Annotated in this window: 20 protein-coding genes; 10 read left to right on the forward strand and 10 right to left on the reverse strand. The window is 53.5% G+C overall.

Annotated elements, in window-relative coordinates; all coding sequences use genetic code 11:
* Nucleotides 1-13: 13 nt before the first annotated feature.
* The 5 genes from J3350_RS08380 to J3350_RS08400 form a co-directional block, all read right to left on the reverse strand.
* A complete protein-coding gene (locus J3350_RS08380) occupies nucleotides 14-877 on the reverse strand; it encodes a VirB6/TrbL-like conjugal transfer protein, CD1112 family (protein WP_005927770.1) in 864 nt (287 codons plus the stop codon).
* 109 nt (nucleotides 878-986) lie between these two features.
* The gene (locus J3350_RS08385; RefSeq protein ID WP_005922889.1) at nucleotides 987-1,202 is read right to left on the reverse strand and encodes a Maff2 family mobile element protein; all 216 of its coding nucleotides are present in this window, start codon (nucleotides 1,200-1,202) and stop codon (nucleotides 987-989) included.
* Nucleotides 1,203-1,250: 48 nt separating this feature from the next.
* Nucleotides 1,251-3,056: a VirD4-like conjugal transfer protein, CD1115 family gene (locus J3350_RS08390; protein WP_207686314.1), complete on the reverse strand. Its 1,806-nt coding sequence runs from the start codon at nucleotides 3,054-3,056 to the stop codon at nucleotides 1,251-1,253.
* Entirely contained in the window at nucleotides 3,053-3,523 is a 471-nt protein-coding gene (locus J3350_RS08395; protein WP_207686315.1) for a PcfB family protein, read from the reverse strand. Before J3350_RS08395 ends, J3350_RS08390 begins: the two co-directional genes overlap by 4 nt.
* A gap of 100 nt (nucleotides 3,524-3,623) precedes the next feature.
* Nucleotides 3,624-4,538 carry a DUF6017 domain-containing protein gene (locus J3350_RS08400; protein WP_207686316.1) on the reverse strand — a complete coding sequence of 305 codons (915 nt, stop codon included), beginning with the start codon at nucleotides 4,536-4,538 and terminating at the stop codon, nucleotides 3,624-3,626.
* Nucleotides 4,539-4,953: 415 nt separating this feature from the next.
* On the opposite strand from J3350_RS08400, the gene J3350_RS08405 reads away from it, so the two are divergent.
* The 5 genes from J3350_RS08405 to J3350_RS08425 all read left to right on the forward strand — a co-directional run bounded on the left by J3350_RS08405 (nucleotide 4,954) and on the right by J3350_RS08425 (nucleotide 12,022).
* Nucleotides 4,954-5,205 carry a DUF6061 family protein gene (locus J3350_RS08405; RefSeq protein ID WP_120120332.1) on the forward strand — a complete coding sequence of 84 codons (252 nt, stop codon included), beginning with the start codon at nucleotides 4,954-4,956 and terminating at the stop codon, nucleotides 5,203-5,205.
* Nucleotides 5,206-5,596: 391 nt separating this feature from the next.
* Nucleotides 5,597-6,442, forward strand: a complete 846-nt coding sequence (locus tag J3350_RS14150; protein WP_370569295.1) for a PRD domain-containing protein — start codon at nucleotides 5,597-5,599, stop codon at nucleotides 6,440-6,442.
* A gap of 256 nt (nucleotides 6,443-6,698) precedes the next feature.
* Entirely contained in the window at nucleotides 6,699-8,408 is a 1,710-nt protein-coding gene (locus J3350_RS08415; RefSeq protein ID WP_242700197.1) for a PTS transporter subunit EIIC, read from the forward strand.
* Between the two features lie 117 nt (nucleotides 8,409-8,525).
* Nucleotides 8,526-10,262 carry a carboxylesterase family protein gene (locus J3350_RS08420; RefSeq protein ID WP_120120472.1) on the forward strand — a complete coding sequence of 579 codons (1,737 nt, stop codon included), beginning with the start codon at nucleotides 8,526-8,528 and terminating at the stop codon, nucleotides 10,260-10,262.
* A gap of 323 nt (nucleotides 10,263-10,585) precedes the next feature.
* On the forward strand, nucleotides 10,586-12,022 hold the full coding sequence (locus J3350_RS08425) for a glycoside hydrolase family 1 protein (protein WP_120120334.1): 1,437 nt from the start codon (nucleotides 10,586-10,588) through the stop codon (nucleotides 12,020-12,022).
* Here the strand turns inward: J3350_RS08425 and J3350_RS08430 are convergent.
* The 4 genes from J3350_RS08430 to J3350_RS08445 are packed head-to-tail and all read right to left on the reverse strand — an operon-like array spanning nucleotide 11,977 to nucleotide 15,244.
* Entirely contained in the window at nucleotides 11,977-12,306 is a 330-nt protein-coding gene (locus J3350_RS08430; protein WP_243111436.1) for a transposase, read from the reverse strand. The genes J3350_RS08425 and J3350_RS08430 overlap by 46 nt on opposite strands.
* 42 nt (nucleotides 12,307-12,348) lie before the next feature.
* Nucleotides 12,349-13,290 (reverse strand): hypothetical protein, encoded by a 942-nt coding sequence (locus J3350_RS08435; protein ID WP_207686317.1) that lies wholly within the window; start codon nucleotides 13,288-13,290, stop codon nucleotides 12,349-12,351.
* A 12-nt stretch (nucleotides 13,291-13,302) separates the two neighbouring features.
* On the reverse strand, nucleotides 13,303-14,838 hold the full coding sequence (locus J3350_RS08440; RefSeq protein WP_207686318.1) for a relaxase/mobilization nuclease domain-containing protein: 1,536 nt from the start codon (nucleotides 14,836-14,838) through the stop codon (nucleotides 13,303-13,305).
* The gene (locus tag J3350_RS08445) at nucleotides 14,810-15,244 is read right to left on the reverse strand and encodes a plasmid mobilization relaxosome protein MobC (protein WP_097840115.1); all 435 of its coding nucleotides are present in this window, start codon (nucleotides 15,242-15,244) and stop codon (nucleotides 14,810-14,812) included. Before J3350_RS08445 ends, J3350_RS08440 begins: the two co-directional genes overlap by 29 nt.
* Nucleotides 15,245-16,202: 958 nt before the next feature.
* Between J3350_RS08445 and J3350_RS08450 the strand changes: the two genes are divergently transcribed.
* The 5 genes from J3350_RS08450 (at nucleotide 16,203) to J3350_RS08470 (ending at nucleotide 21,802) form a co-directional block, all read left to right on the forward strand.
* Nucleotides 16,203-17,168: a tripartite tricarboxylate transporter substrate-binding protein gene (locus J3350_RS08450; RefSeq protein ID WP_207686331.1), complete on the forward strand. Its 966-nt coding sequence runs from the start codon at nucleotides 16,203-16,205 to the stop codon at nucleotides 17,166-17,168.
* A 92-nt stretch (nucleotides 17,169-17,260) separates the two neighbouring features.
* A complete protein-coding gene (locus tag J3350_RS08455) occupies nucleotides 17,261-17,776 on the forward strand; it encodes a tripartite tricarboxylate transporter TctB family protein (protein WP_113991662.1) in 516 nt (171 codons plus the stop codon).
* Nucleotides 17,777-17,787: 11 nt separating this feature from the next.
* Nucleotides 17,788-19,296, forward strand: coding sequence for a tripartite tricarboxylate transporter permease (locus J3350_RS08460; RefSeq protein ID WP_015536705.1), 1,509 nt, complete (start codon nucleotides 17,788-17,790; stop codon nucleotides 19,294-19,296).
* Between the two features lie 15 nt (nucleotides 19,297-19,311).
* Entirely contained in the window at nucleotides 19,312-20,667 is a 1,356-nt protein-coding gene (locus tag J3350_RS08465; RefSeq protein WP_097776425.1) for a sulfatase-like hydrolase/transferase, read from the forward strand.
* Nucleotides 20,668-20,683: 16 nt separating this feature from the next.
* Nucleotides 20,684-21,802 carry a GntR family transcriptional regulator gene (locus tag J3350_RS08470; protein ID WP_207686319.1) on the forward strand — a complete coding sequence of 373 codons (1,119 nt, stop codon included), beginning with the start codon at nucleotides 20,684-20,686 and terminating at the stop codon, nucleotides 21,800-21,802.
* Nucleotides 21,803-21,843: 41 nt separating this feature from the next.
* Here J3350_RS08470 and J3350_RS08475 read toward each other — a convergent pair whose 3' ends face one another.
* Nucleotides 21,844-22,953, reverse strand: coding sequence for an anaerobic sulfatase maturase (locus tag J3350_RS08475; RefSeq protein ID WP_207686320.1), 1,110 nt, complete (start codon nucleotides 22,951-22,953; stop codon nucleotides 21,844-21,846).
* Nucleotides 22,954-23,088: the final 135 nt, after the last annotated feature.

Below are 23,088 nucleotides of genomic sequence, written 5' to 3' on the forward strand. Positions count from 1 at the left end.
TCCTTTCTCGGCCTTAGTGGGCACCAAACACCGACTTGCTGATGCTGCCGGTCTTGAACAGACAGAAACAGAGCAGCACGGTGTAGCCCATGCAGCCCCAGATAGCCCCGGCAATGTCCGCTGCACCTGAAATGTTGCGTATCAGCACCGCATAGATGCCCACGACAATCATAATCAGGAACGCTTGGAAGCCTAACGCCAAAAGCGATTTCAAATAGTTCTGCCCGGTGCTGCGCCACTCGCTGCTGCCCATGGTCGCCAGCGGGATAGGCCCCAGTGCGGTCACAACGTAAATCTCAATCATGCGGCCGTAGGTCACAAGGAAGATGCAGATGGACAGGATGTTCATGGTCAGGCCCACCACAAGGGTCTGGAACCACAGGCTGAGTAGGCTGCCGATGGTCATGCTTTCCAGCTGAAATTCCAGTCCGGGTATCAGGCGGTCAAAGTGGATGGATGTTTCGCCAATGATAACGCCGGAACTTTGGTTGACAACGCTCTGGGTGGCATCGAACACACCCATAACGATATTCCATGTGTTGCTGACTATGAGGATGGCAAAGGCAGACTTGAAAATCCAGCGGAAGAACATGGAAGTATCGAAGTCGTGCATATTGTTCTTTTCGGTAATCATCTGGATAAGCTCATGGCACATCACAAGGGCAAGGATGGCCGCTGCAATGGGCAGTACTACCGTTTCGGAAAGACTGCGCAGCATATTGAAAATGCCGCTGTTCCATGCCTGCGGGGTAGAACCAACGTCCGAAGCGATTTCGCCCACCTTGGCGTTCACGTTATCGAACAGGCCGGAGAGGTTGCCCGTGATGCCATCGATCAAAATGCCTTTTATCCATTTCTCGATGATCTCACTAATCAAGCAAAGATACCTCCTTTCCCGCGCCCTCCCATGTGAGCGGGAGAGCGCGGAGTAGGATTTTAAGTATTGTTATTAAAAAATGCGGGAAGTACGGGCAGCGATGCAGGGCTTAGCCCAGCAGCCCGGACAGCAGCGGGACGAGGGTCACGCCGATCAGGGCAACGCCGCCGCCTGCGACCAGCTGCTTGACGCCCTGGCTTTTGCTGCCGGGGTTATCCTGTCCATAGCCCTCCAACAGGTTGATGCCGCCCCAGACACACAGGGCACCGCCCAGACCGACCACGATCGTCTGCAAAGTATCGACTGCGCTGTTGAAAAATTCCATAAGGTCCTCACTTTCTGCCGCTTATTCTGCGGCACTCAAAAATAAAAATTATTCGGCTGCATCTTCATCCGACAGGTCAATTTCGTACAGGTCAAAACTTTCATCCTGTGCGACTACCTGCTGCCGCTTCCGGCGCAGGGTGGATAAGAACCTGTCCACATCAAAGGTGTTCTTCTTGTCCGTGTCCGCAAGGTACTTGTAGTGCGGGTGCTTGGTGATGTCGAACTTTTTCGAGAAGAACGGCCTCACGCCCCGCAGCTGCAAGATGCACCTGCCGCCGTCCATGATTGCGATTTCGTCCTCTGACATCAACGCCTTTCCTAGTTTTTGATAGTTCAGTCCGTGGGAGGTTTGAGAACCCCGGTTTTCGCTGGTGTTGAAACTGTCGATGGTCTCTTTCCCCAGCGCATCGGAGATCTCTTTGGCATTCTTGCCCCGCCCACTCAAAAAGAGAACAGAATCGCAGTTGTCCGAAATGATTTCGGCTGCATCCTTGTAGATAGCTTTCAGCTGCGACTGGCTCTGCAAAATGATGGATGCCGAGATTTCCCGGCTGCGGATGGTGGCGATCAGCTTGTCGAAGTTGGGAATCTGCCCGATGTTGGCGAACTCGTCCAGAATCAGCCTTACATGGACAGGCAGCCGCCCGCCGTATTTATCATCCGCACGGTCACACAGCAGGTTGATAAGCTGGCTTTGAAGCATGGCAAGAATGAAGTTGAAGGTGGTGTCCGTGTCGCTCATAATCAGGAACAATACCGTCTTTTCATCCCCAATGGTGTCCAGTTCCATTTCATCGTCCTCCATCAGCTCCCGCACTTCCCGGATGTCAAACGGGGCTAAACGGGCACCGCAGCTTATCAGGATGGAGGAACGGGTCTTGCCCGCCGACAGCAAGAACTTTTTGTACTGCCGGACAGCGAAGTGGTCCGGGTCTTTCTGTTCCAGCCGTTCAAACATGAGGTCCACTGGGCTTTGAAACTCCGGGTCGTCCTCGCGGGCTTCACTGGCATTTATCATTTCCAGCAGGGTGGTGAAGTTCATTTCTTCTGCCGGGGCCTCATACCAGATGTAGCCGATAAGCGCAGTGTAGAACAGCCGTTCCGACTTCACCCAAAAATCTTCCGCCGATTTTTCACCCTCGCCCTTTGTGTTGGCGATAAGGGTATTCACCAGCTTCAGCACATCCTTTTCCGAGTGGATGTAAACAAACGGGTTGTACTTCATGGACTTGGAAAAGTTTATCGTGTTCAGGATTTTCACCCGGTAGCCCGCCCGCTGGAACATTTGGCCTGTTTCGAGAACCAGTGTGCCTTTCGGGTCTGTGACCACGAATGAGGTGGGATAGTCAGAAGTGGGGAAACATTGCATGAGGTTGGGCTTCACATAGAAGCGGGTCTTGCCGCTGCCGGAGCCGCCGATCACCAGCACATTTTTGTTCCGGGCTGTTTTGGGGTCTTTGGGCCGCCCGGTCATGGTCAGGCGTTCGGTCTGGGTCAGCAGGATGTTGTTTTCAAACTTGGGGTCGATGTAGGGGGCAATGTCCTTGGCGGTGCCCCATCGGGCAGAGCCGTATTCTTCACCCTTGCGGTATTTCTTGGCGTTCTTGCCCTTGCTGTACACGATGAGCCGGACAGCCACCGCACCAACAACGCCAACGCAGAGGTCAAACGGATGCAGGCTGGGCAGCGGGCTTGCAAAGGCGGCGGAGATGCCGCCCGTCAGGTGGAGCAGCTTTGCCGAAGCATCCGCGCCCGCCGCCAGACGGTACGCCTGCCCGCATTTGGCGAACAGGTACACGAACAGCAGATACGGCAGATTCAGCACCAGCAGTTTTTTCAGTTCAGGCTTCATCGCTCTAGCCCCCTTTGCTTGATTTTTTCTTTGGCGCGTTTCGGCTGCTGGGTCGCTTTCTGCTTGGCTGCGGTCAGCACCTTGCGGATGGAGGGCCGCTGCTCCTTGGAGAGCGTTTTGGCTGTGAACTCCCGGAACGCCTGTTCCAGATTGTCCGTATCCTTGGCCTTGAAGATCACGATGTAGTGGGGCGGCTGGGTGGTCTTGTCCTTACGCAAGGTGAAGTCCACGCCGTACTTCTTGGCGCAGGGCTTGAACGCCCCGATGTTCGCCTCCGTGACTTCAATGTTGGTCAGGGCCGCGCCGTGGGCTTTCAGCTGTTTCAGGCTTTGCTTGCCGTGGTGCAGCTTTGGCCCCTTGGCCCGGTGCTGCAAATATTTTTTCAGGGCAGCTTGCAACGCTTGGGCGGTGAGCTTGCCCGTTTTCATGGACAGAGCAATAGTTTTCTGGGTGACTTCTTCCTGCAATATGAATCCCTCCTTGTTGCAGAAAATTCAGAGCGGCAGCTAGGGTGGAACTACCAGCCGCCGCAGGTAAAGGGTTCTCATGGGTGGACGCTCCTTTCGGTCAGGTGTTGGGCGGGCGGCCCCAATCGGGCTGCGCCATGTCGTGCGCCACAAGGGACGCATAGTAGCTGTTGATGGTGCTGGGTGCGTTAAAGAGCATGGCCCGCAGGTATTGCTTGATGTTGCGGACTTTGGTGGTGTTATCCCGCAGGCAGTCCATGACGAACTCGATGTGATGGCTGTCCAGCTTCAAGAATTTTGCCTTGACCAGTTCTGCCGGGTAATCGTCCCCGGCCACCCGGATGGACTTGCGGGAAGTGCAGACCGTTTCCAGCAGGATGTCCACGATCTCGTCCAGCTGTTCCCGGTCTATCCGGGGATTCTGGATGAGGGTGTCATACTCGATGTTCTCCAAAATCAGGTCCCGGTAGATTCGATAGGCCGCTTCCTTTCGGCTTCCTGTCCGTTCCGGCGGCGGTGCCGCTGCCTCGTCCTCGTCCAAAGGCAAGGGGTTTAGGGAATGGATAGGAATGGAATCGGTATTTAATCCCTCTTTCTTTTGTTTTTCTGTAATTAGTTTATCTTTATTTAATTGCATTGGATTTTCCAACGTAGGGTTTTCCTGCGTGGGATTCTCCAACGTTGGATTTTCCAATGTAGGTGAAACCGATGCAGGAACGGGCTGCGGCAGCTCGAAGATCACATAGTCTGCACCGCGCAGCCGCCCTTTCTCGTCCCGTTCTCTGGAACGCTGGATGTAGCCCGCCTGTTCCAGTTCCCGGATGGCCTGCCGTATCGCGTCGATGCTTTCCCGGTTGATACGGGCCAGCCCTTGCAGGGTGTAGTCCCAATCTTCCGGCAGGGAGAGCATTTGGGAGAGTAAGCCTTTGGCTTTCAGGGATAAGTTCCTGTTCCGCAGGTGATGGTTCGACATGACCGTGTAGCCGCTGTTCTTTTCTACCCGAAAAACTGCCATTTCACGGATGCCTCCTTTCGTTGCAAACAAAAAAAGCAGCGTCCATTTGCTCCCGGTGATGGGAGAAGTGAACGCTGCGCGTACTTGATGATTTTTAGGTTGTGTGGTATATAAAAGGCAACTGGATTTCAAACACGGCTGCCCATCTGGGTACGATACAAGCAAATTGCTATCCGACGACCTCAAAAACGAATTGTACTACGATGGTTTTCAAAAAATGCTGTATCACTACTCGCACCAAACAATGAAAATCCGAACCTTTTCTCGATAGGAGAAGGGTTCGGATTTTTTTGTTTTCTTCGGAAAGCAAAATGAAGGCTCCTTCCCGATGGCTGTGTGTTCAAAACCTTATCAGAAAAAACGTGTAACGAAAGTCACAACTGTAAAGGTGCCGTAAGGCAGAAAGGACACGATTATGAAGTACGATGAAAGAGCCTGTAAATTCAACATGGACACCGGCTGCGTGGAGCTGCTGCTCCGGGATGGGAGAAGGATTTCCATTGACTGCACCGGGGTCGAGGATGCGCTGAATGTGACCATGGCACAGCAGACGGAACTGAACTACCTTATCTATAATGACCCGCTGGGCTATGCCGATTTGATTCTGAATGGGGACCCGGAGGAATATTTGAAGAACGTGGCCGGGAGCCATGGGTTAGAAGATTGACCACACTATAAGAATTCCCTGGAAAACAGTTCCCATCTGTACGACAAAATTACAGATGAAAACGATTTTTATGTGCGTATAAAATGTTCGGTGCAACTTGCTCCCAGCTAAATGACGCCGGTCTTTTTGTCTGGGCTTGTGCAACAGCCCTTTTTGCTGCAGAGCAACGGACGCTCTGAGCATAATCTACAAATTTACGGTCAATTATTTGTGAAGATATCGAATAGACATTTCGAATCCTCTGCGGTATCATAAAAGCACAGGATTGTTACTCTCTGGAGGCATTACTTGTACATTTGCTTGCTGGTTTGACTTACTTGTTTGACTTGCTTGTGATCGTACTATCGTTGTTTGCCGCAGGGAGTTATTTTTTTGTAGGGCAGGGTCAGACGTGGAAGTTTACAAGAAGATCAACAATAACGTTGCGCTTGCCCGCGATGCAAAGGGCCGGGAGCTCGTTGTCTTTGGCAAAGGCATCGGCTTTGCCTCCATGCCCTATGAACTGACCGATCTTTCCCGCATTCAGCGCACCTTTTACGATGTGAACGAGAAGTATTTTGCACTTCTCCGCGATGTGCCGGAAGCCGTGTTTCTGGCGGCGGACGATATCGCCGATACAGCCCGAGAAGAACTGGATTGCACCCTGAATGCAAACCTGACCTATGCCTTGGCCGACCATCTCAACTTTGCCATCCAGCGCAGCCGCGAAGGACTTAACGTTCAGGTGCCGCTTGCCTATGATATACAGCATCTCTACCCGCATGAGTACGCCATCGCAAAACAGGGGCTGCACGAGCTGTGCCGTACGCTGGCGGTGGATCTGCCGGACACCGAGATCGTGAGCATTGCCATGCACATCATCACGGCGGAAAACGAGGTGGGAGATATGCATTCCACCATCCTGACCGCCAAGGTCATTTCGGAGCTGTCTGCCATCGTGGAGCATGGCATGGAGATCCAGCTCAATAAGGAAAGCTTCAGCTACTCCCGGTTCTGTATGCATCTGCGGTATCTGGTACAGCGCATGATGCACGGCAACCCGCTCAACGCCGATAACGCCGTGGACAGCATGTTCGTTACCATGCGCAACGAGTACCCGCAGGTCTATGCCTGCGTACAGCAGATCGACACCTTTCTGCACGGCACCTACGGGTGGCAGTGCAGCAAAGAAGAGCAGCTGTACCTCATCATGCATATCCACCGCGTCTGCGTTGAGCGCACCGCTGTGGAGGGGTGAACCCACAACTGAATATCCCCGGTCGTTTTACGGATCGTTACCCGCACACCGTTTGCGGGGCGTCACCCAGGACATCGAGCACCAGCTGTACAGGCCTTTTAGGGGCTTTTGTATTGCTGCAGCGGCTCATGCTTTGGGTGATTTTTCTTTTTTACTGATATAGCCGCGGCCCGGCGCGCGAGGGCTGCGTTTATATGTTTTTGGTTTGACACTATAACGGCAGAGCTTTGTATGCTCTGTGCAAGGGAGGCTTGAAATGATACAGGACGAACATGACCCGCAGGAGCTGCTGCACGCCCTGTATCCGCTGGCAGGCGGCGAGGCAAACGTCGCCGCAGCGGTGCGCCGCGGCGCAAAGCTGACCCTGACGCTCAAGGACGAAAGCCTTGCAGACGGTTCGGCGCTGGCGGCACTGCCGTACATCGCGGCAGTCAGCGTGAACAACGGCAGGCTGCGGCTGGAGTTGACCGCACAGGCATACGAAGAATGTAAAAAGGAGAATCGACTTATGGCTAGTAAATATGATGGTCTTGCGCGTATCATCATCCAGAATGTTGGCGGCAAGAGCAATATCATCTCGGTAGCACACTGCATCACCCGTCTGCGCTTCAAGTTGAAGGACGAGAGCAAGGCAAACAAGGAAGTTCTGGAGTCCACCGACGGCGTCATCAAGGTCATGCAGGCAGGCGGTCAGTATCAGGTGGTCATCGGCAATCAGGTCAACGACGTGTACGACGCCGTGCTGGAAGTGGGCCATCTCGCTGCAGCAGGCGCTGTGGATGAAGAGGGCAACGCAGTGGAAGAGACCTCAGGCGGCGGCAAAAAGAGTCCTGTCTCCCTGCTCATCGATGTGATCTCCGGCACTCTGCAGCCCACTCTGGGCGTTATGGCAGCGACCGGTATCATCAAGGGTCTGCTGGCACTCTTTGACTTCCTCGGTCTGATCCCCGCCGCTTCCGGTACCTATCAGGTGTGGTACGCAGTGGCAGATGGCTTCTTCTACTTCATGCCCATCGTTCTTGGCTACACCGCAGCCAAGAAGTTCAAGGTCAACGAGTTCATCGGCATGGCGATTGGCATCGCCCTGTGCTATCCTGCCATGGTCAACAGCACCGCAGGAACTGTGCTGGGCACCGTGTTTACCGGCACGGCGTTTGAGATGAGCTACTACCTCACCTTCTTCGGCATCCCGGTAATCATGCCTGCCTCTGGCTATACCAGCTCGGTAGTGCCCATTATTCTGGCAGTTGCTATTGCGGCTCCCCTTGAGCACTGGCTCAAGAAGGTGATACCCGATGTTATCAAGCTCTTTGTGGTTCCCTTTGTAACCCTCATCGTCATGGTACCCCTGACTTATCTGGTCATTGGTCCCATCGCAAGCATCCTGTGTAGCATCCTGTCCCTGTTCTTCAACGCCATCTACAGCATCCCCGTGGTGGGCGGTCTCATCGGCGGTGTCCTCATCGGTGCGTTCTGGCAGGTGCTGGTGATCTTTGGTCTCCACTGGAGTCTGGTACCTCTTGCCATGATCAACTACAGTCTGCTGGGCTATGACTTCATTCTCAGCCCCTACTTCTGCGTCTCCTTTGCACAGACCTTCGTAGTCCTCGCTATCGTCCTGAAGACTAAGGATGAGAAGCTCAAGAAAATCGCCATCCCTGCTTTCATCTCCGGCATCTTCGGCGTCACCGAGCCGGCGATCTACGGCGTCACCCTGCCCAAGAAGACTCCCTTCATCTACTCCTGCATCGCCGGTGCCATCGGCGGCGCATTCACCGGTCTCATGCGCACTCGCAGCTACTCCATCGGCGGTCTGGGGCTGTTCGGTCTGCCTAGCTTTATCGACACCACCGGTGTCATGGGTCTGACCAACATGATCTACATCCTCATCGCCATCCTCATTGCTTCCGTGGCTGGCTTTGCCATGACCTACGTGCTTTATAAGGATGAGCCTGCCAAGAAGTAAACGGCACCCCAAAAACAAAGGAATGTTCAGGCACCTGTAAAAAAGACCGGCAGATCAAGGCTGGTCAGAGAAGGTAAGAATTTACAACAGAAGGTAAATGCAGAAAGGTGAAATAGTATGAGCACTCGTAACGTTTATATCAGCCGTCGCAATTTCATGAAAGCAGGAGCCGTCGCAGCAGCAATGACGTCCCTCAGCGTTCCCGCAATGGCAGCCTCCGCAGAAGAGGAAAACTGCCTGTGGACAAAGATCACCCCTCGCCGCTCCACCCAGTACGGACCGGTCGTGGGTCTGGATCAGGGCGAGAGCCTTGTGTGGTACGGCATTCCCTATGGTGCAGCCCCGGTGGGAGAGCTGCGCTGGCAGGCACCGCAGGATCCTGCCGTGTGGACGGAAGCCAAAGATTGCACTGCTCCCAGTGAGGTCGCCTATCAGTACGGTTCCGGTGCCATCGGCACCGAGGACTGCCTGAAGCTGGATGTTTATACCACCCCCAACGCTCATAAGCTGCCGGTGTTGGTGTTTATCCACGGCGGCAACAACCAGACCGGCAACACCAAGGAAATTCTGGGCAGCGAGCTGGTGGTTCGGGATAACTGCGTTTTTGTCACGCTGGATTACCGGCTGGGTCTGTTCGGCTTCAACTGCCTGCCTGCCCTCTGCCGGGGCAGCGATGACACCGGCAACTTCACCCTGCTGGACATCGCCAAGGCATTGGACTGGGTCAAGGATAACATTGCACAGTTTGGCGGCGATGCGGACAACATCACCATTTCCGGTTTCTCTGCCGGCGGTCGTGACGTAATGGCAATGCTGACCAGCCCTCTGTTTGCCGGACGCTTCCAGAAGGCAATTGCCTTCTCCGGCGGCATGACCATTGCCGACGAGGCAGCAAGCGTGAGCCAGATCGCATGGGCAATTGCGCCGCTGGCGGTAGAGGACGGTCTGTTTGCAGATACGGCAGCTGCCAAGGCGTGGCTCATGACCGATGGCGAGGATGTTCGGGATTGGCTGTACAGTCTGGACTCCGCCCGTCTGTGCCCGCTGATGAGCAATGCAGGTATCCGCATGAGCGTCTTCCCCCACCTGTACGGTGACGGGGTGGTGCTGCCCAAAGAGGGCTTTGCCACTACCCAGTACAACAATGTGCCCCTGCTGATGCTGACCGGCAGCACCGAGTTTAGCATGTTTGCAGCGTGGGATGCATACTTTGGCAGCGCTGAAATGAAGGCATACCCGGCAGCAGAGACTAATGCTGCAAAGGACTTTGCAGTCAAGTACGGCTCCGATATGTACCGCATCTTCAATGCAGAATGCAGCGCCGAGACCATGTACGACCATTATGGTGCGGATATCTACCTGTGCCAAATCGACTACGGCGACCCCGATGCACTGAGCCAGATCCCCGTTCTGGGCGCATTCCACGGTATCTTTGTGCCCATGCTGTCCACGGTGAACAACTATGCGGCAATGGTGGATTTCAGCGGCGAAGGCTATCAGGAAATGGCAGTGCTGTTCAACCGTTATCTCAAGAACTTCCTCACCACCGGCGACCCCAATGGCAACCTGTTTACCGGTATCCGGGGTCTGTTCTCCGGCGACAGCGCCCTGCCTAAGTGGCAGAACTGGACCCCGGACAACAAGGTCAGCATGGTGATGGATGCTTCTGCAACGGATGCACAGATCGGCTGCAAGGATGTCTCCACCACTTATGAGGAGATCATGGACCGCATGGATGCAGACACCACGGTTTCGGCAGAGCTGAAGCAGAAGATGATCCGCAATGTCATGAACGGTCGCTGGTTCAGCGCTGCGCTGGATGCACGTTACGGCAACCCCACTCTCTGGAAGTAAGAGAGCTCCCTAAAACTTCAAAGAACCGACAGATCGGGGCTGATCAGAGGAAGGTATCCTGAAAGGCTTCCTCTCGCTGTTCGCCGCGATTGGCGTACTGGACGACGCAGGTTCCACCTGCTCACGGTCGTTGCTGCATTCGTTATCACCTATATCGTGTACAGCGACGAGCCCGCCAAGGCAAAGAAGTAAACCGCAGTTTTAGCAGGGGTTTTATAGAGATCCGTATTCAGGGGCAGGCTCCGGCCACAGGCCGTGCAGGGCCGCAGCCGTAAAGGGCCTGCCCCGCTTTTTATATCAGATGAACAAAGGAGAAAAACACCATGAGCGTTTTCCGCGACGATTTCCTGTGGGGCGGCGCCTGTGCCGCCAACCAGTTTGAGGGTGCCTGGGATGTGGACGGCAAGGGCGCCAGTGTGCCCGATATGTGCACAAACGGTTCCCACACCGTGCCCAAGTGGGTGACCACCACCATCCACCCGGACCGGCTGTACCCCAGCCACGAGGCCATTGATTTCTACCACCACTACGAAGAGGACATCGCCCTGTTTGCCGAGATGGGCTTCAAGACCTTCCGCACCTCCATCAACTGGACCCGCATCTTCCCCAACGGCTGGGAAACGGAACCCAATGAGAAGGGTCTGGAGTTCTACGACCGCGTGTTCGACTGCTGCAAGAAGCACGGCATCGAGCCGCTGGTCACCATTAGCCACTACGAGCTGCCCTACGCTCTGGTGGAAAAGTACAACGGCTGGGCTTCCCGGGAGCTGATCGGGTTCTACATGAACTACTGCAAGACCATCTTTGAGCGCTACAAGGATAAGGTCAAATACTGGCTCACCTTCAACGAGATCAACGCAGGCATGATGGCCTTTGGTCAGGTGCTTTCCACCGGTACCGTGCAGGGCTACGAAGGCCCCGCCATGGGTGCACCGGATGACCCCCAGACCCGCCTGCAGGCTTTGCATCACCAGTTCGTGGCCAGCGCACAGGCCATCATCTACGCCCATGCGCACTACCCCCAGTTCAAGATGGGCTGCATGCTGGCCTACGGCCAGAGCTACGCCATGACTTGCGACCCGGATGACCAGCTGGCCAACCAGCAGGGCATGAACGAGCACAACTGGTACTGCGGCGATGTGCATGTGCGCGGCGAGTACCCCTACTTTGCAAAGCGCCTGTGGAAGGAGCTGGGCGTGGAGATCCGGATGGAGCCGGAGGACGCCGAGACCCTGAAGAAGGGCGTGGTGGATTTTTACACCTTCAGCTACTACATGACCAGCTGCGTGACCACCCACAAGGATGTGGAGGGCATTGGCGGCAACCTGCTGGGCGGCGTGAAGAACCCCTACCTGAAAGCTTCCGACTGGGGCTGGCAGATCGACCCCAAGGGCCTGCGCTATGCCCTGAACGAGATCTATGGCCGTTACCAGATCCCCCTGATGGTGGTGGAGAACGGTCTGGGTGCCTACGATGTGAAGGGCGAGGACGGCAAAGTGCACGACAGCTACCGCATCGACTACCTGCGCGACCACATTGCACAGATGGCCGAGGCCGTGAAGGACGGCGTGGACCTGATGGGCTATACCCCGTGGGGCTGCATCGACCTGGTTTCCGCCTCCACCGGCGAGATGGCAAAGCGTTACGGCTTCATCTACGTCAACAAGTTCGACGATGGCACCGGCGATTTGAGCCGCGAGCGCAAGGACAGCTTCTACTGGTATAAGAAGGTCATTGAGACGAACGGCGCGGAACTGTAATCCGGAGCAAAACAAAAAGGTGCGCCTTGAACAGGACGCACCCTGAAAAATCCACAGACCATAGCGATATGTACAACAGGGCGTTCCCCGTCGGGAACGCTCTGTTTCTCTTTGCTGAGGGCATGATGAGCCTGCTCTGCCTGCCATGCGGCAAATTCTCTTTGCCCCTCCTCGCTGTTCCAGCAGGCAAGGATAGCCGGGTAGAATGCCCGTGCCAGACGGTCAATGACTTCATCAGGATAAGGGGAAGTGTTTGTGGACTTTTTCTTTTTGTTCAAACGCACGCTCCTTTGGACATCTGTGAACAGCATACCATGTGCCTGATGTTATGCTGTCTGCTCCTTGTCATCTGCGAGTGCAGCTTCCAGAGAAGCAAGGTAGTCCTTGTGCTTCTGAATGATCTCCAGAATCACATCACGCTGCGCATTATCGGGCATCTGCTCCAACTGGTAGTTGAACGAAATGCGGAAACGAGTAGTGAGTTCTTCCAAAGCCACATACTCGTACCGTACATCCTCCGGGTAAGCATCGCTGTCGTAAATCGATTCAAACTTTCGGAATGGCATGACAGGCGCTTTGCCCGGAACGCGAATCACACCGTCAGCGTCAGGCTTCGGTTCCACCTTCAGCTCCGGGTGCAGAATATCCTGCAAAGTTTGTGCGCGGTCATGGTAGGCCGCCTTGGCAAGGCGGTGCATATCCGCTTTGGACACTTTCGTCTGTCCGGACAGAATGCTCTGCTTTAGGCCCGGTATCAGTTCTTCCGCAATCTCCACGCCTTTCATATACTTCGAGGCACGAAGAACAGTGTTTTTACTGACACCGTTTTCCTTGGCGATACGCTCACACGTTTTAATGCTCTCACCGGAGTTCCCATTTTGGGAACTCCGGCTAAACTGACCGTTTGTGCGCTGGACATCGTCACGAGTACAGCCATGTTCCGCACGTTCCGCTTCGTACTGCTTGCCGATGAGGAACAGCTTCTGCTCTGGGGTTAAATTGCGCCGCCCCAGTTGATTTTTGCAGATCCAAGCGAGGACTTCTTCCCGGCTTTCAAACGGGAGCGGCATGGTGGAGAAAGAGATTTCGGGATGCTTCTGAACGATTTCATAACGATTGTGGCCGTCAACAAGGGTATTACCCCAGACAATCAAAGGAGAAATCAGCTTGCCCTCTTTGAGGATATTTTCTTCAAGCTGCTTAAATTCATCATCGGTCAGAGGAGGAATCTGGGACTGAAACTCCGGGTCGATTTTCAGATTGATCATACGCACACTCCTTTATCTCTCCTGTTGCGCCTGTTCTTCCTCCCGGAAAAAGGACGCAACATTCTGCTTTGCGGTTTTCAGTTTGAGCAGTTCTTCCTTGGCTTCTTTGTACTGCTCGTAGAACTTTGCCTTTTCGGATGCCAGCTGCGCATACTCGGCTTCCAGCTTTTTCGGACTGGGCAGCTTCGTGATGTTGTTTGCCTTGAGATAGGCTGCTGCCGTCCGGTATGCTGTCAGTTCTGCACGGTGCTGTTCTTCAAAGGCTGCGGGTCGTTTTGCGGCTTTTAACTGTTGTTCGATGTTCTTGGTGTTGGTGTAGGCTGCGACGTGATAGCGCAGCTCATTGTTGGTTTTCATGCGACCTTCGAGGTCTTTCACCACCGCCAGCGAGTCGTGATACTTGGTTTCCAGTTCGGTGATGCGCTGGTTCAGGGCGTCCTCGTCGGTCAAGCCCTTTTCCTGCAGAAGCTTCACGGTCTGTGCCATAACTTTGAGATTGTGTTTCGTGAGCCAACGCTTATAGCCGATGCCCTTGTCCTCGGTCACCCTCGACTGGATGTCGATCAGTTTCCCGATGGTATCCTGCTTGAACTGAACCTTGGGTTTGCGTTCGGCGTTTGCCTGCAACGTGGCAAGCACTGCCGCCTTATCGAACTTGTCACCGAGATGTTTCGCCCGGATGAACTTCGTTCTGCCAGAGGGCAGATAGCTGAGCCGACCACGGCTTTCCTTGACGGTGATGCCATACTGTTGCATAAGCCTATCAGAAAAATCTTCAAAGCTGGTAACACGGTACAGCACAGACGAAAGCTGCTTCCGCAAAGTGTCTTTTATGGTTTCAAACTTCTTCTGCTTGGGCTGCTGTCCGGTTGCAGTGAGGGCTGCGTTTTCACGGTCAAGTTTCAACTGGCCGCGCCTGCGCGCCCAATACTCGGCTTCGCTCACGCGCTCTTTCGAGCCGTTGAGCAGGTCGATCTGGTACAGTCCGGCACCCTCGCACAGCTCCATGACCTCAACACGCAAGTGCCGCATGGTCTGGGCTGTGCTAGAGTGCTTCATGCCCTCTAGCCAGTCACGGGGCTTCTGCATATAGGGCTTGCGTTCCACCTCGCGCATTCGGATGCTGCCGATCACGATGTGGACGTGGATGTTTCCCGAATGGTTGTGCCCATCCGGGTGGGTGCAGACGATGGCGGGATGACCGGAGAAGTTTTCTTCGCAGAATTTCAGGCCAAGTGCCTGTGCCTTTTCCATGGTCAAGCCGTTGTCGGCTGCATCTCTTGGGTCAAAGCTGATGATATACTGGTGGCTTTTGATATCACCATGCTGGGTGTTCTTGCCATACTTGCGGTTTGCCAGCAGACAGGCTGTTGCAAACGAGAAATCGCCGCACTCAAGGGTATCGAGCAGGTAGGATTCCCGCAGCTTCGGTCTGCCTTGTTCGTCCAGAAGCTGTTTTCCGGTGAACGCGTCGTGCTGGTAAACGAGGTACGCTTCGATGGCGGTGTAATCCGAGTTCTTAGAGCTGATATGCTTGAGCGTTGCCATACAGTTCACCCAGAACTTTCTCGGCGCTGAGCCGGAATGCAGTCAGGTCTGCAAGTTCGTCAAGGAGTTTCGCCCGGATCTGCTCGGTGTCCGCACCGCCGGAATTGAAGTGCCTTGCAAGCTGGTTGAGGTTGCCGCCCACCTTGTTGCACTGGGCAAGCAGGGTGGAAACAGCGGTCAGGGTTTCTTCTCCGCCGCCGGCAACGATGACCGTTTTCTCGATTTTGACGTTGTGGATGGCACGGCGGATGAAAGTGGAGAGGGAGAGATTCAGGAGTTTGCAAGTGAGTTCCAGTGACGTTTTTTCCTCCGCTGTCACACGGAACTTGATGACGTGCGTTTTGTTGTTCGGCGTGTCGTGGTGCTGGGAATTGCTAGGGGTCAGTTGAACATTCGTTTTGGTCATTGTACCTCCTGTCTGTTCGATAACTCCTCGGTGAAGTTATGTAAGCACGACACGCCATTGCTGTTCGCACCATCAGGTGCGAACCATGAGCAGGGTTTGGGGCAGGCACGCCCCAACAAGATCACATCGGAAATGCAGACGCATTGAAGAAGTGAAGTCCCGGTGGAACACAACATTTTCAAGAATTGAAAATTTGTGGCCACGGGACGGTTCTTGCCCTCTACCGCTGCGCTCAAAACGCATTTTCAACAAATGTTTCCGAATTGTTAAGACGCAAAAAATAAGTAAAAGGTCTCTGCTCATGTATGGGAGTCACCGTTTGCTCCGAACGAAGTTCCTACCCCTGTTTTGCAGCGGCGTTGACGAAAAGTCGGTATCACGTCCGGTCGGCTTATGAAATTTTCAAGGTACGTTTCCCATAAAGAAAAATACCGCCCAAGCAGCGCAGCGATGGATTTTGTCGGGGTGAATCGGCGGCAAAATGAATCGGGTGTGTTGCGGGGCGGTAAATTCTTTTGCGGACTTTCCCTCACTGAAGTGGTGGGTCTCACGGTGATAACCAACCACTTTTGCAGAAGATTTGCAATCAATCTACAAGTTCAGTGGGATTTGTGATAGAGAATATCATGGTTCGTAGGGTACGTCAAGATGATTCCGAAGAAATTATTTATGAATGGAGACAATAGTAAGACTTCTATTATGAATATGATACACTTTACATCATGAAAGAATTTAAGCTGCACAAAGATGATTCAAGCGGATGTGCAATATGCACAATAAGTTTTCTATAGCAAAATACAGATGTGGTCATTTAGCTCTTTTACCAGACAACTTTTTTTGCAAAATAAAAAAATTTGTTGACTTAAAATTGCTTGAAATGTTATCTTGTTGGTAACAAAAGCACGGTGAAGTGCTTGCTACCACACGAAAAGGCAAAACAAAAAAGGAGAGTAAAATGATGAAAAAGCGTATTGCGGCGTTGGTCACCGCCGGTGTCCTTGCTTTGTCGATGCTTACCGGCTGCGGAAGCAAACAGGAGAGCTGGAAAGTTACCTGTCCGTGGGCACCGTCTGGTGTAGCAGCGATGGTCAGCCAAAAGGCTGCTGCCAAGTCCCCTGATTATTCTGATAATAAAATCACACTGGTTGCTGAAGCCGTCAAGGGCGATGCTGCTACTGTCAACACTTGGGTGTCCAGTACTAAGGCAAATGATAAGGAACTGGTCTTCGCCGGTGAGGGTCTGTTCGCCATTACCGAGACTCTGGATCCGGCCAAGCTGCAGTTCAGCTACGACGATTTCGAGTTCGTGGAGAACTTGTACTCCTCCGTCTTCGTCCTGTCTGCTGATTCTTCACTGAACCTCAAGAATCTGGACGATCTGGAGGCCTATGTCAAGGCAGGCAACCCCGTATCCGTGGCCGTTAACGGCGCTACCGGCTCCGAGGCTTTCCTGGCAGCGGCTCTGTTCGGCTCTATGGGTGCCGGCGACCAGCTGAAACTGACTCCGTACCAGTCCGCTGCGGAGGCTGCACAGGCTGTAGCTAAGGGTGAAACGAACTTCGCGGTCTCTCACCAGTCTCAGATTCTTGAGACCTACCAGCAGGGCGGCGTTGATGTGGTCTGCGCATTCGACGATAAGGCCATCGAGAACGGCCCCTTCGCTGGTGTTGAGGGCGTTGGCTCCAAGGGCTATCCTTACTTCCGCAACCGCTGCTTCGTGATGGCACGCAAGGGTACCGATGCTGCAAAGATTGCAGAGCTGAAAGAGCTGTACGATAAGATCCTTGCCGATCAGGAAATGGTCGAGTGGCTGAACGATACCATGCTGCTGGAAGTTGATACGATGAGCGAAGATGACGTCAAAGCTCATATTGAGAACGTCAAGAGCATCGTCGAGCAGTATAAGGACATCGTGGCAGGCTGATAAAAAGCCCTCATAGCGACAAAAAGCTGAAGCAGGGGGAACGGGGACATCCCCTTCTCCCTGCTTTTATATTTAAAAAGGAGTTGAAACAAGTGAAAAATCTGATAGAACGTGCCGAAGCAAAACTGGATGAATGGGGCGCAAAGCTCGAACAGAAGAACATCGAGTACCCGGTAGACCTGATTTGCGGCATTCTGTTTCTGGTCATTGGCATCGTGCTGCTGCTCATCATGCCGCAGCAGGTGCAGATCTCGGAAAAAGACGTTGTGAATGGCCGCGCTTTCCCGACGATGCTGATTTGGCTCATGCTGGCCATGAGCGCCCTTCTGGTGGGCCGCGAGGCATACAACATGGTGATGCACCGCCCGACCAAAACTAAAACGCTGAATCTTTTGGTGGAAACAAAAGCACTCGTCATCGTCCTCATTCTGGTGGTCACTTATCTGCTGGCAGAGGTCACGGATCTGTTTGTTGTGGGCGCTGTATTCTGCGCACTGGCATTTCTGGTCTTTTTCCGCTGCAAGAAACCCCTTTACTATGCCATCACAGTTTCAATGGCTGTGCTGATTTGGGTCGTATTCCACTTTGTGCTGAATGTTAGTTTCTGAGGAGGCAGAATATGGGTTTGTTTGACTTTATCGGCCCGGCCTCCGGGCTGCTTTTCACCCTCGAAAATATCATCTGGATAAACCTCGGCGTCTTTATTGGCTGCGTGTTCGCGGCCATCCCGGGATTAAGTGTTATCCTCTGCATCATCCTATTCCTGCCTGTCACTTATACCATGCGTGCGATTCCCGGCATGATGTTCCTGTTGGGCATTTACTGCGCAGGTGGCTATGGTGGATCGGTATCGGCTATCCTTATCAACACGCCGGGTACGCCCCACGCGGCGGCTACTATGCTGGACGGCTATCCGCTGTCCAAAATGGGCCGCACTAAGGCGGCGTTGAAAATTGCACTTTATGCATCTACCTTTGGCGGTATCTTCTCTGCGCTGGTGCTGCTCTTCCTCGGCCCTCAGGTCGCAAAGATTTCGGCACAGCTCGGCACGGCGGAGTACTTTATGGTCTGCCTGTTCGGCATGACGATTATTGCAGGCGTTTCTGGTAAGAGCCTTGTCAAGGGCATCATCGCCGCCTGCCTTGGTTTGCTTATTTCCTGTGTGGGCGCAGACCCCATGACCAGCTATGACCGCTTTACATTTGGTATTCCCCGTCTGTATCTGGGTCTTGACCTTGCCGTTACCCTCATCGGTTTGTTCGCACTGGTGGAAATCATTGGCAAGGCAGAGCTGAAGCGGAATGAGTTGAACCTTCACGCCGGAAAAATCGGCAATGATGACGGCAAAATCACAAAAGATGAATACAAGCGGATGTTCCGACCAGTGCTGATGGGTTCTATCATCGGTTCCTGTGTTGGTATCGTACCTGGCACGGGTGCGTCGGAGGCCTCGTGGTTCTCCTACAACACTGCGAAGAACCTGTCCAAGCATCCCGAGGAATTCGGCCACGGTTCTGTGGAGGGCGTTGCGGCTGCTGAGTCTGCCAACAATGCCGTCTGTGGCGCGACCCTGATTCCCTTGCTGACGCTGGGCATCCCCGGCGACGGCTGCGTGGCCATCATGTTGTCGGCCCTGATGATAAATGGCCTGAACCCCGGTCTCTCGCTGTTCACCACCGACGGCGCTATCATGTATGCCATCATGCTGGGCCTTATCCTCGTGAACATCTTCATGTTCCTGCAGGGCAAATACCTGACTAGCCTGTTTGCAAAGGTCGTCTCCATCCCTCAGCAGATCTTGACTCCCATCATCGTGATTTTCTGTTTCGCCGGTGCTTACTCGGTGAACAGCAGCTATTTTGATTTGAGCGTTGCGCTGGTGTTCGGCGTGATGGCGTGGTTCATGCGCAAGCTGGAGCTGCCCGCTGTCCCTGTGCTGCTGGGCATGGTGCTGGGCAATATGACCGAGACGAACTTCCGCCGCGCCCTGCTCATCTCGGATGGAAGTCCCAAAATCTTCTTCAGCAGTGTGTATTGCTGGATTTTTATCGCGCTAATCGTGGTGGTTATCATCGGCATCCTGCGCGGCAAGATGAAGGAAACGAAGAACGCGAAAGTGGAACAGTAAAAGGAGGTAAAGACCGTGGCATATAACATTATTTTCTACTTCAGTGACCAGCAGCGCTGGGATACCTGCGGCTGCTTCGGCCAGCCGCTCAACGTCACACCCAATCTGGACAAGCTGGCAGAGGAGGGCGTAAAATTTGACAATGCTTTCTCTCCCCAGCCGGTGTGCGGCCCTTGCCGCGCCCTATTCCAGACCGGAAAATACCCCACTGAGACAGGCTGTTTCCGCAATAACCTGATGCTGCCCTCGAATATCAAGACTCTGGGCGAGTATATGGAAAAAGATGCCGGCTACGAAACTGCCTATGTCGGCAAGTGGCATCTGGCCTCGGATGGCGAGCTGGAAAAGAAGCCGACCATTGACCATACCATTACAGCCGTTCCGTTGGAGTTGCGCGGCGGCTACACCGGCTACTGGCGTGCAGCCGATGTGCTGGAATTTACCTCCCACGGCTACGACGGCTATGTGTTCGACGAGAACAACAACCGCATCGATTTTAAGGGCTACCGTGCTGACTGCATCAACCAGTTCGCGCTGGACTACCTCGACCAGTACACCGGCGAAAAGCCCTTCTTCATGACCGTATCCCAAATTGAGCCGCACCATCAGAATGACCACAACCACTACGAAGGCCCCAACGGCTCGAAGCAGCGATTTGCGGATTTTGTCCTCCCCGAAGACTTGAAGGCTCTGGGCGGCAATGCAGCAGAAGAGTATCCGGATTATCTGGGACAGTGCGCAAGCCTCGACGAGAACCTCGGCAAGCTGGTGGAAAAACTGAAAGAAAAGGGTCTGTATGAGAATACTGTTATCCTTTACGCTTCCGACCATGGCTCTCATTTCAAGACCCGCAACCGCGACGCCCATCTGAACGGATACGATGACTATAAGCGCTCGTGCCACGACGGCTGCCTGCATGTGCCGCTGGTCATCTGCGGCGGCCCGTTCAAGGGCGGCAAGGAAGTCACCGAGCTGGTCAGCACCGAGAGCATCCCCAAGACTCTGTTGGCTTTGGCAGGCGTGGATGTCGGCGACAAGATGATCGGCGAAAATCTGCTTGACGTTGTGGAAAAGAAAAATCATAATAGAGCTAATGAGGTCTACGCCCAAATCTCGGAGAGCCGCTGCGGCCGCTGCATCCGCACGGCAGATTATATGTACTCTGTCTATGCCCCCGGTGTCAATGGCGGCGAGGCTGCGGCATCTGATGTGTATGCGGACGACTTCCTCTATGATATGCAGAAAGACCCGTGGCAGCTGAACAATGTTGTCGCAGATCCTGCATACGCCGACGTCAAAGCGGAGCTTCGTGAGCGCTTGCTGAACTGGATACAGCACGCAGAAGGCACCCGCCCCACCATCACCGACTGAAAAGGAGCGTTTGCCCATGCTCTCGGCTGCTGAGAAAAAATCTGCTCAGGTATATCGTTGGCTTCTGGCTTATATCGACGAAAACAAGTTTTCTGGAAATCAACGACTGCCCTCGGAAAATGCACTCTGCCGAAAGCTGGGCGTCAGCCGGGAAACGATTCGAGTTGCCATTGACCGATTGGTGAATGAAGGAATCGTGTACAAAGTCAAAGGGAGCGGCACCTATTTCCACCGGGAAAAGGTGATGACGCGCGATTTGAACACAGATGATGCCCTTTATAAAATCGGCCTTGTCCTGCAGGGACAGGATACAAGTGCCAATTCGGGATTAATCGAAGGGGTTCGCAGTGTTCTGACGCAGGAGCAGGTTGACCTCCATGTATTTCTGACCGATAACAAATTCTGCAACGAACGCCGCTGTCTGGAGACTGTGGTACATCAGAATTTTCACGGTTTCATCGTGGATGGTGTCAAATCGAGCATCCTCAGCCCAAATCTTGACTGCTACAAGGAGCTTTACCGACGTAAGATCCCGGTGATATTCTACAACAACTTCTATCGGAACTTGCGCTGCCCCCGCGTAACGATCAATGACATCGAATGTGCCCATCAGCTGATAGAACGCCTGATGGATGCCGGACACAGCCACATTGCAGGCATCTTCGTGTACGACAACTACCAGAGCGTAGAAAAGTTTCAAGGCATGGCGGAAGCGATGCGAAATCGTGGTTTGGAACTGAACGATGATTACATCAAGTGGTGTATTTCGGACGAAGCCCACAACGAAAGCTATGTCCGTTCCATTGAAAGATTTCTGAAGAGCATCCCTAAATGCACCGCTATCGTCTGCTGCAACTACATCATCTATCGGCTGGTCATGAAAACCCTGCAGAAAATGGGGAAGAATGTACCCGAAGATTATTCGCTGGTCTGTTTTGATTATTCCGAAGAAACTTATCGGCAGGAGGATGTTACCTGCTCCGTAGAGCAAGGCTTCGAGATGGGACGTCAGCTTGCGCTGCGGCTTATGGAGATGATTTCCACCGGCGAATGCGATGACCGGAACTACACTTATGTCATGAAGCCCATCCTCTACGATGGCCATTCCATCCGGAAGATCAAAAAGGTAAAATAAAGATTCTCCCGGAGGCAGTACTGCTCTCCGGGAGAATCTCTTTATCGGTTTTGTTGTGCCAGAAAATGTGCAGCAGTATGCAGGCGCGGAAGCACATAGGCAAAGAACTGCTTATACGCTGCGCAAAAGCGGTTGCTTCCAGAGGCATCCCAATCTCGCTTGCATCCGCCCCGGCAGAGCAGCTGATAAGCACATGCTGCGCATTCCGCCGGGCGTTTGCGGCCCTGTGCCAGAAATGTCTGGCTTGTGGGAGAATCAAGCGCATCTTCAACGGTACAGTGGCTCAGATTTCCCAGCTTCCACTCATCCAGAACATAAAAGTCACAGGGATAAAGGCTTCCGTCACCTTCTACGGTAAGATAATGTCCACAGGAACCGGAGGAAGCGCAGGAGGTAGGCGGCATTCCCAGCAGGATACGCAGATAGTCCTCAAAATTGCGAACGCTGATATAATTGCCTCGTTGCAGCTGCTGATACCAAGTATCAAAGACGCCGCACAGAAAACGACCATAAAGTTCCGGCGTTAGAGAATATGCCTGCCCTCCAATCGTATCAAGTGGGTCAAGACATGGGATGAATTGCAGATTGTGCTGTCCCAACTCGCAGAGGCTTTTGAAGGCTCGCTGCGGCTTTCTGGCCAGCTGTCCGGTCACAACACAGAGCAGATTCGTTTCGACCCTGTAGGCATCCAGCAGCGCAAGCGCATGAGTTACTTTATCCCATGTGCCCTGCCCAGTTGCGTCCAGCCGATAGAGATCATGGTTCTCCTGTGTGCCGTCCAGAGAGAGGCCTACGAGGAAAGAGTTGGCTTTGAAAAAGGAAGCCCACTCTTCATCCAGACAAATGCCATTGGTCTGGATGCTGTGGAACACAGAGATATTGCGCTGCATGGAACGCTCCGTTTCCAGAAAGAACCGGAAGAAATCCAACCCGGCAAGAGTCGGTTCGCCGCCCTGAAACAGAAAATGGACGCTGCCGCCTTCTTCTGTGGCTGCAAAAGCCTTTTCAACCAGTTCTCCTGCCATTTCATGGGAAAGCAGTCCCATATTTTTGCAGGCTCGGCTGTTGGAAACATCGTCATAAAAGCAGTACCGGCAACGCAGATTGCACAGGCTGGACGCTGGCTTGACGAGAAATGTATTATGTTTCATAGAGATTCCCTCCGTGCTTCGCAGTTCTTAAAACAAGGATACCGGAAAATACGGGCTTTCGCAAGCAGTAACAGTTAAAAGCTGTTTGAAATAGTAAGAAAACGAATATAGTTGTCCGAAAATCAAAAAAAGGAG

Source organism: Faecalibacterium sp. Marseille-Q3530 (assembly GCF_017377625.1).
GTDB lineage: Bacteria > Bacillota > Clostridia > Oscillospirales > Ruminococcaceae > Faecalibacterium > Faecalibacterium prausnitzii_E.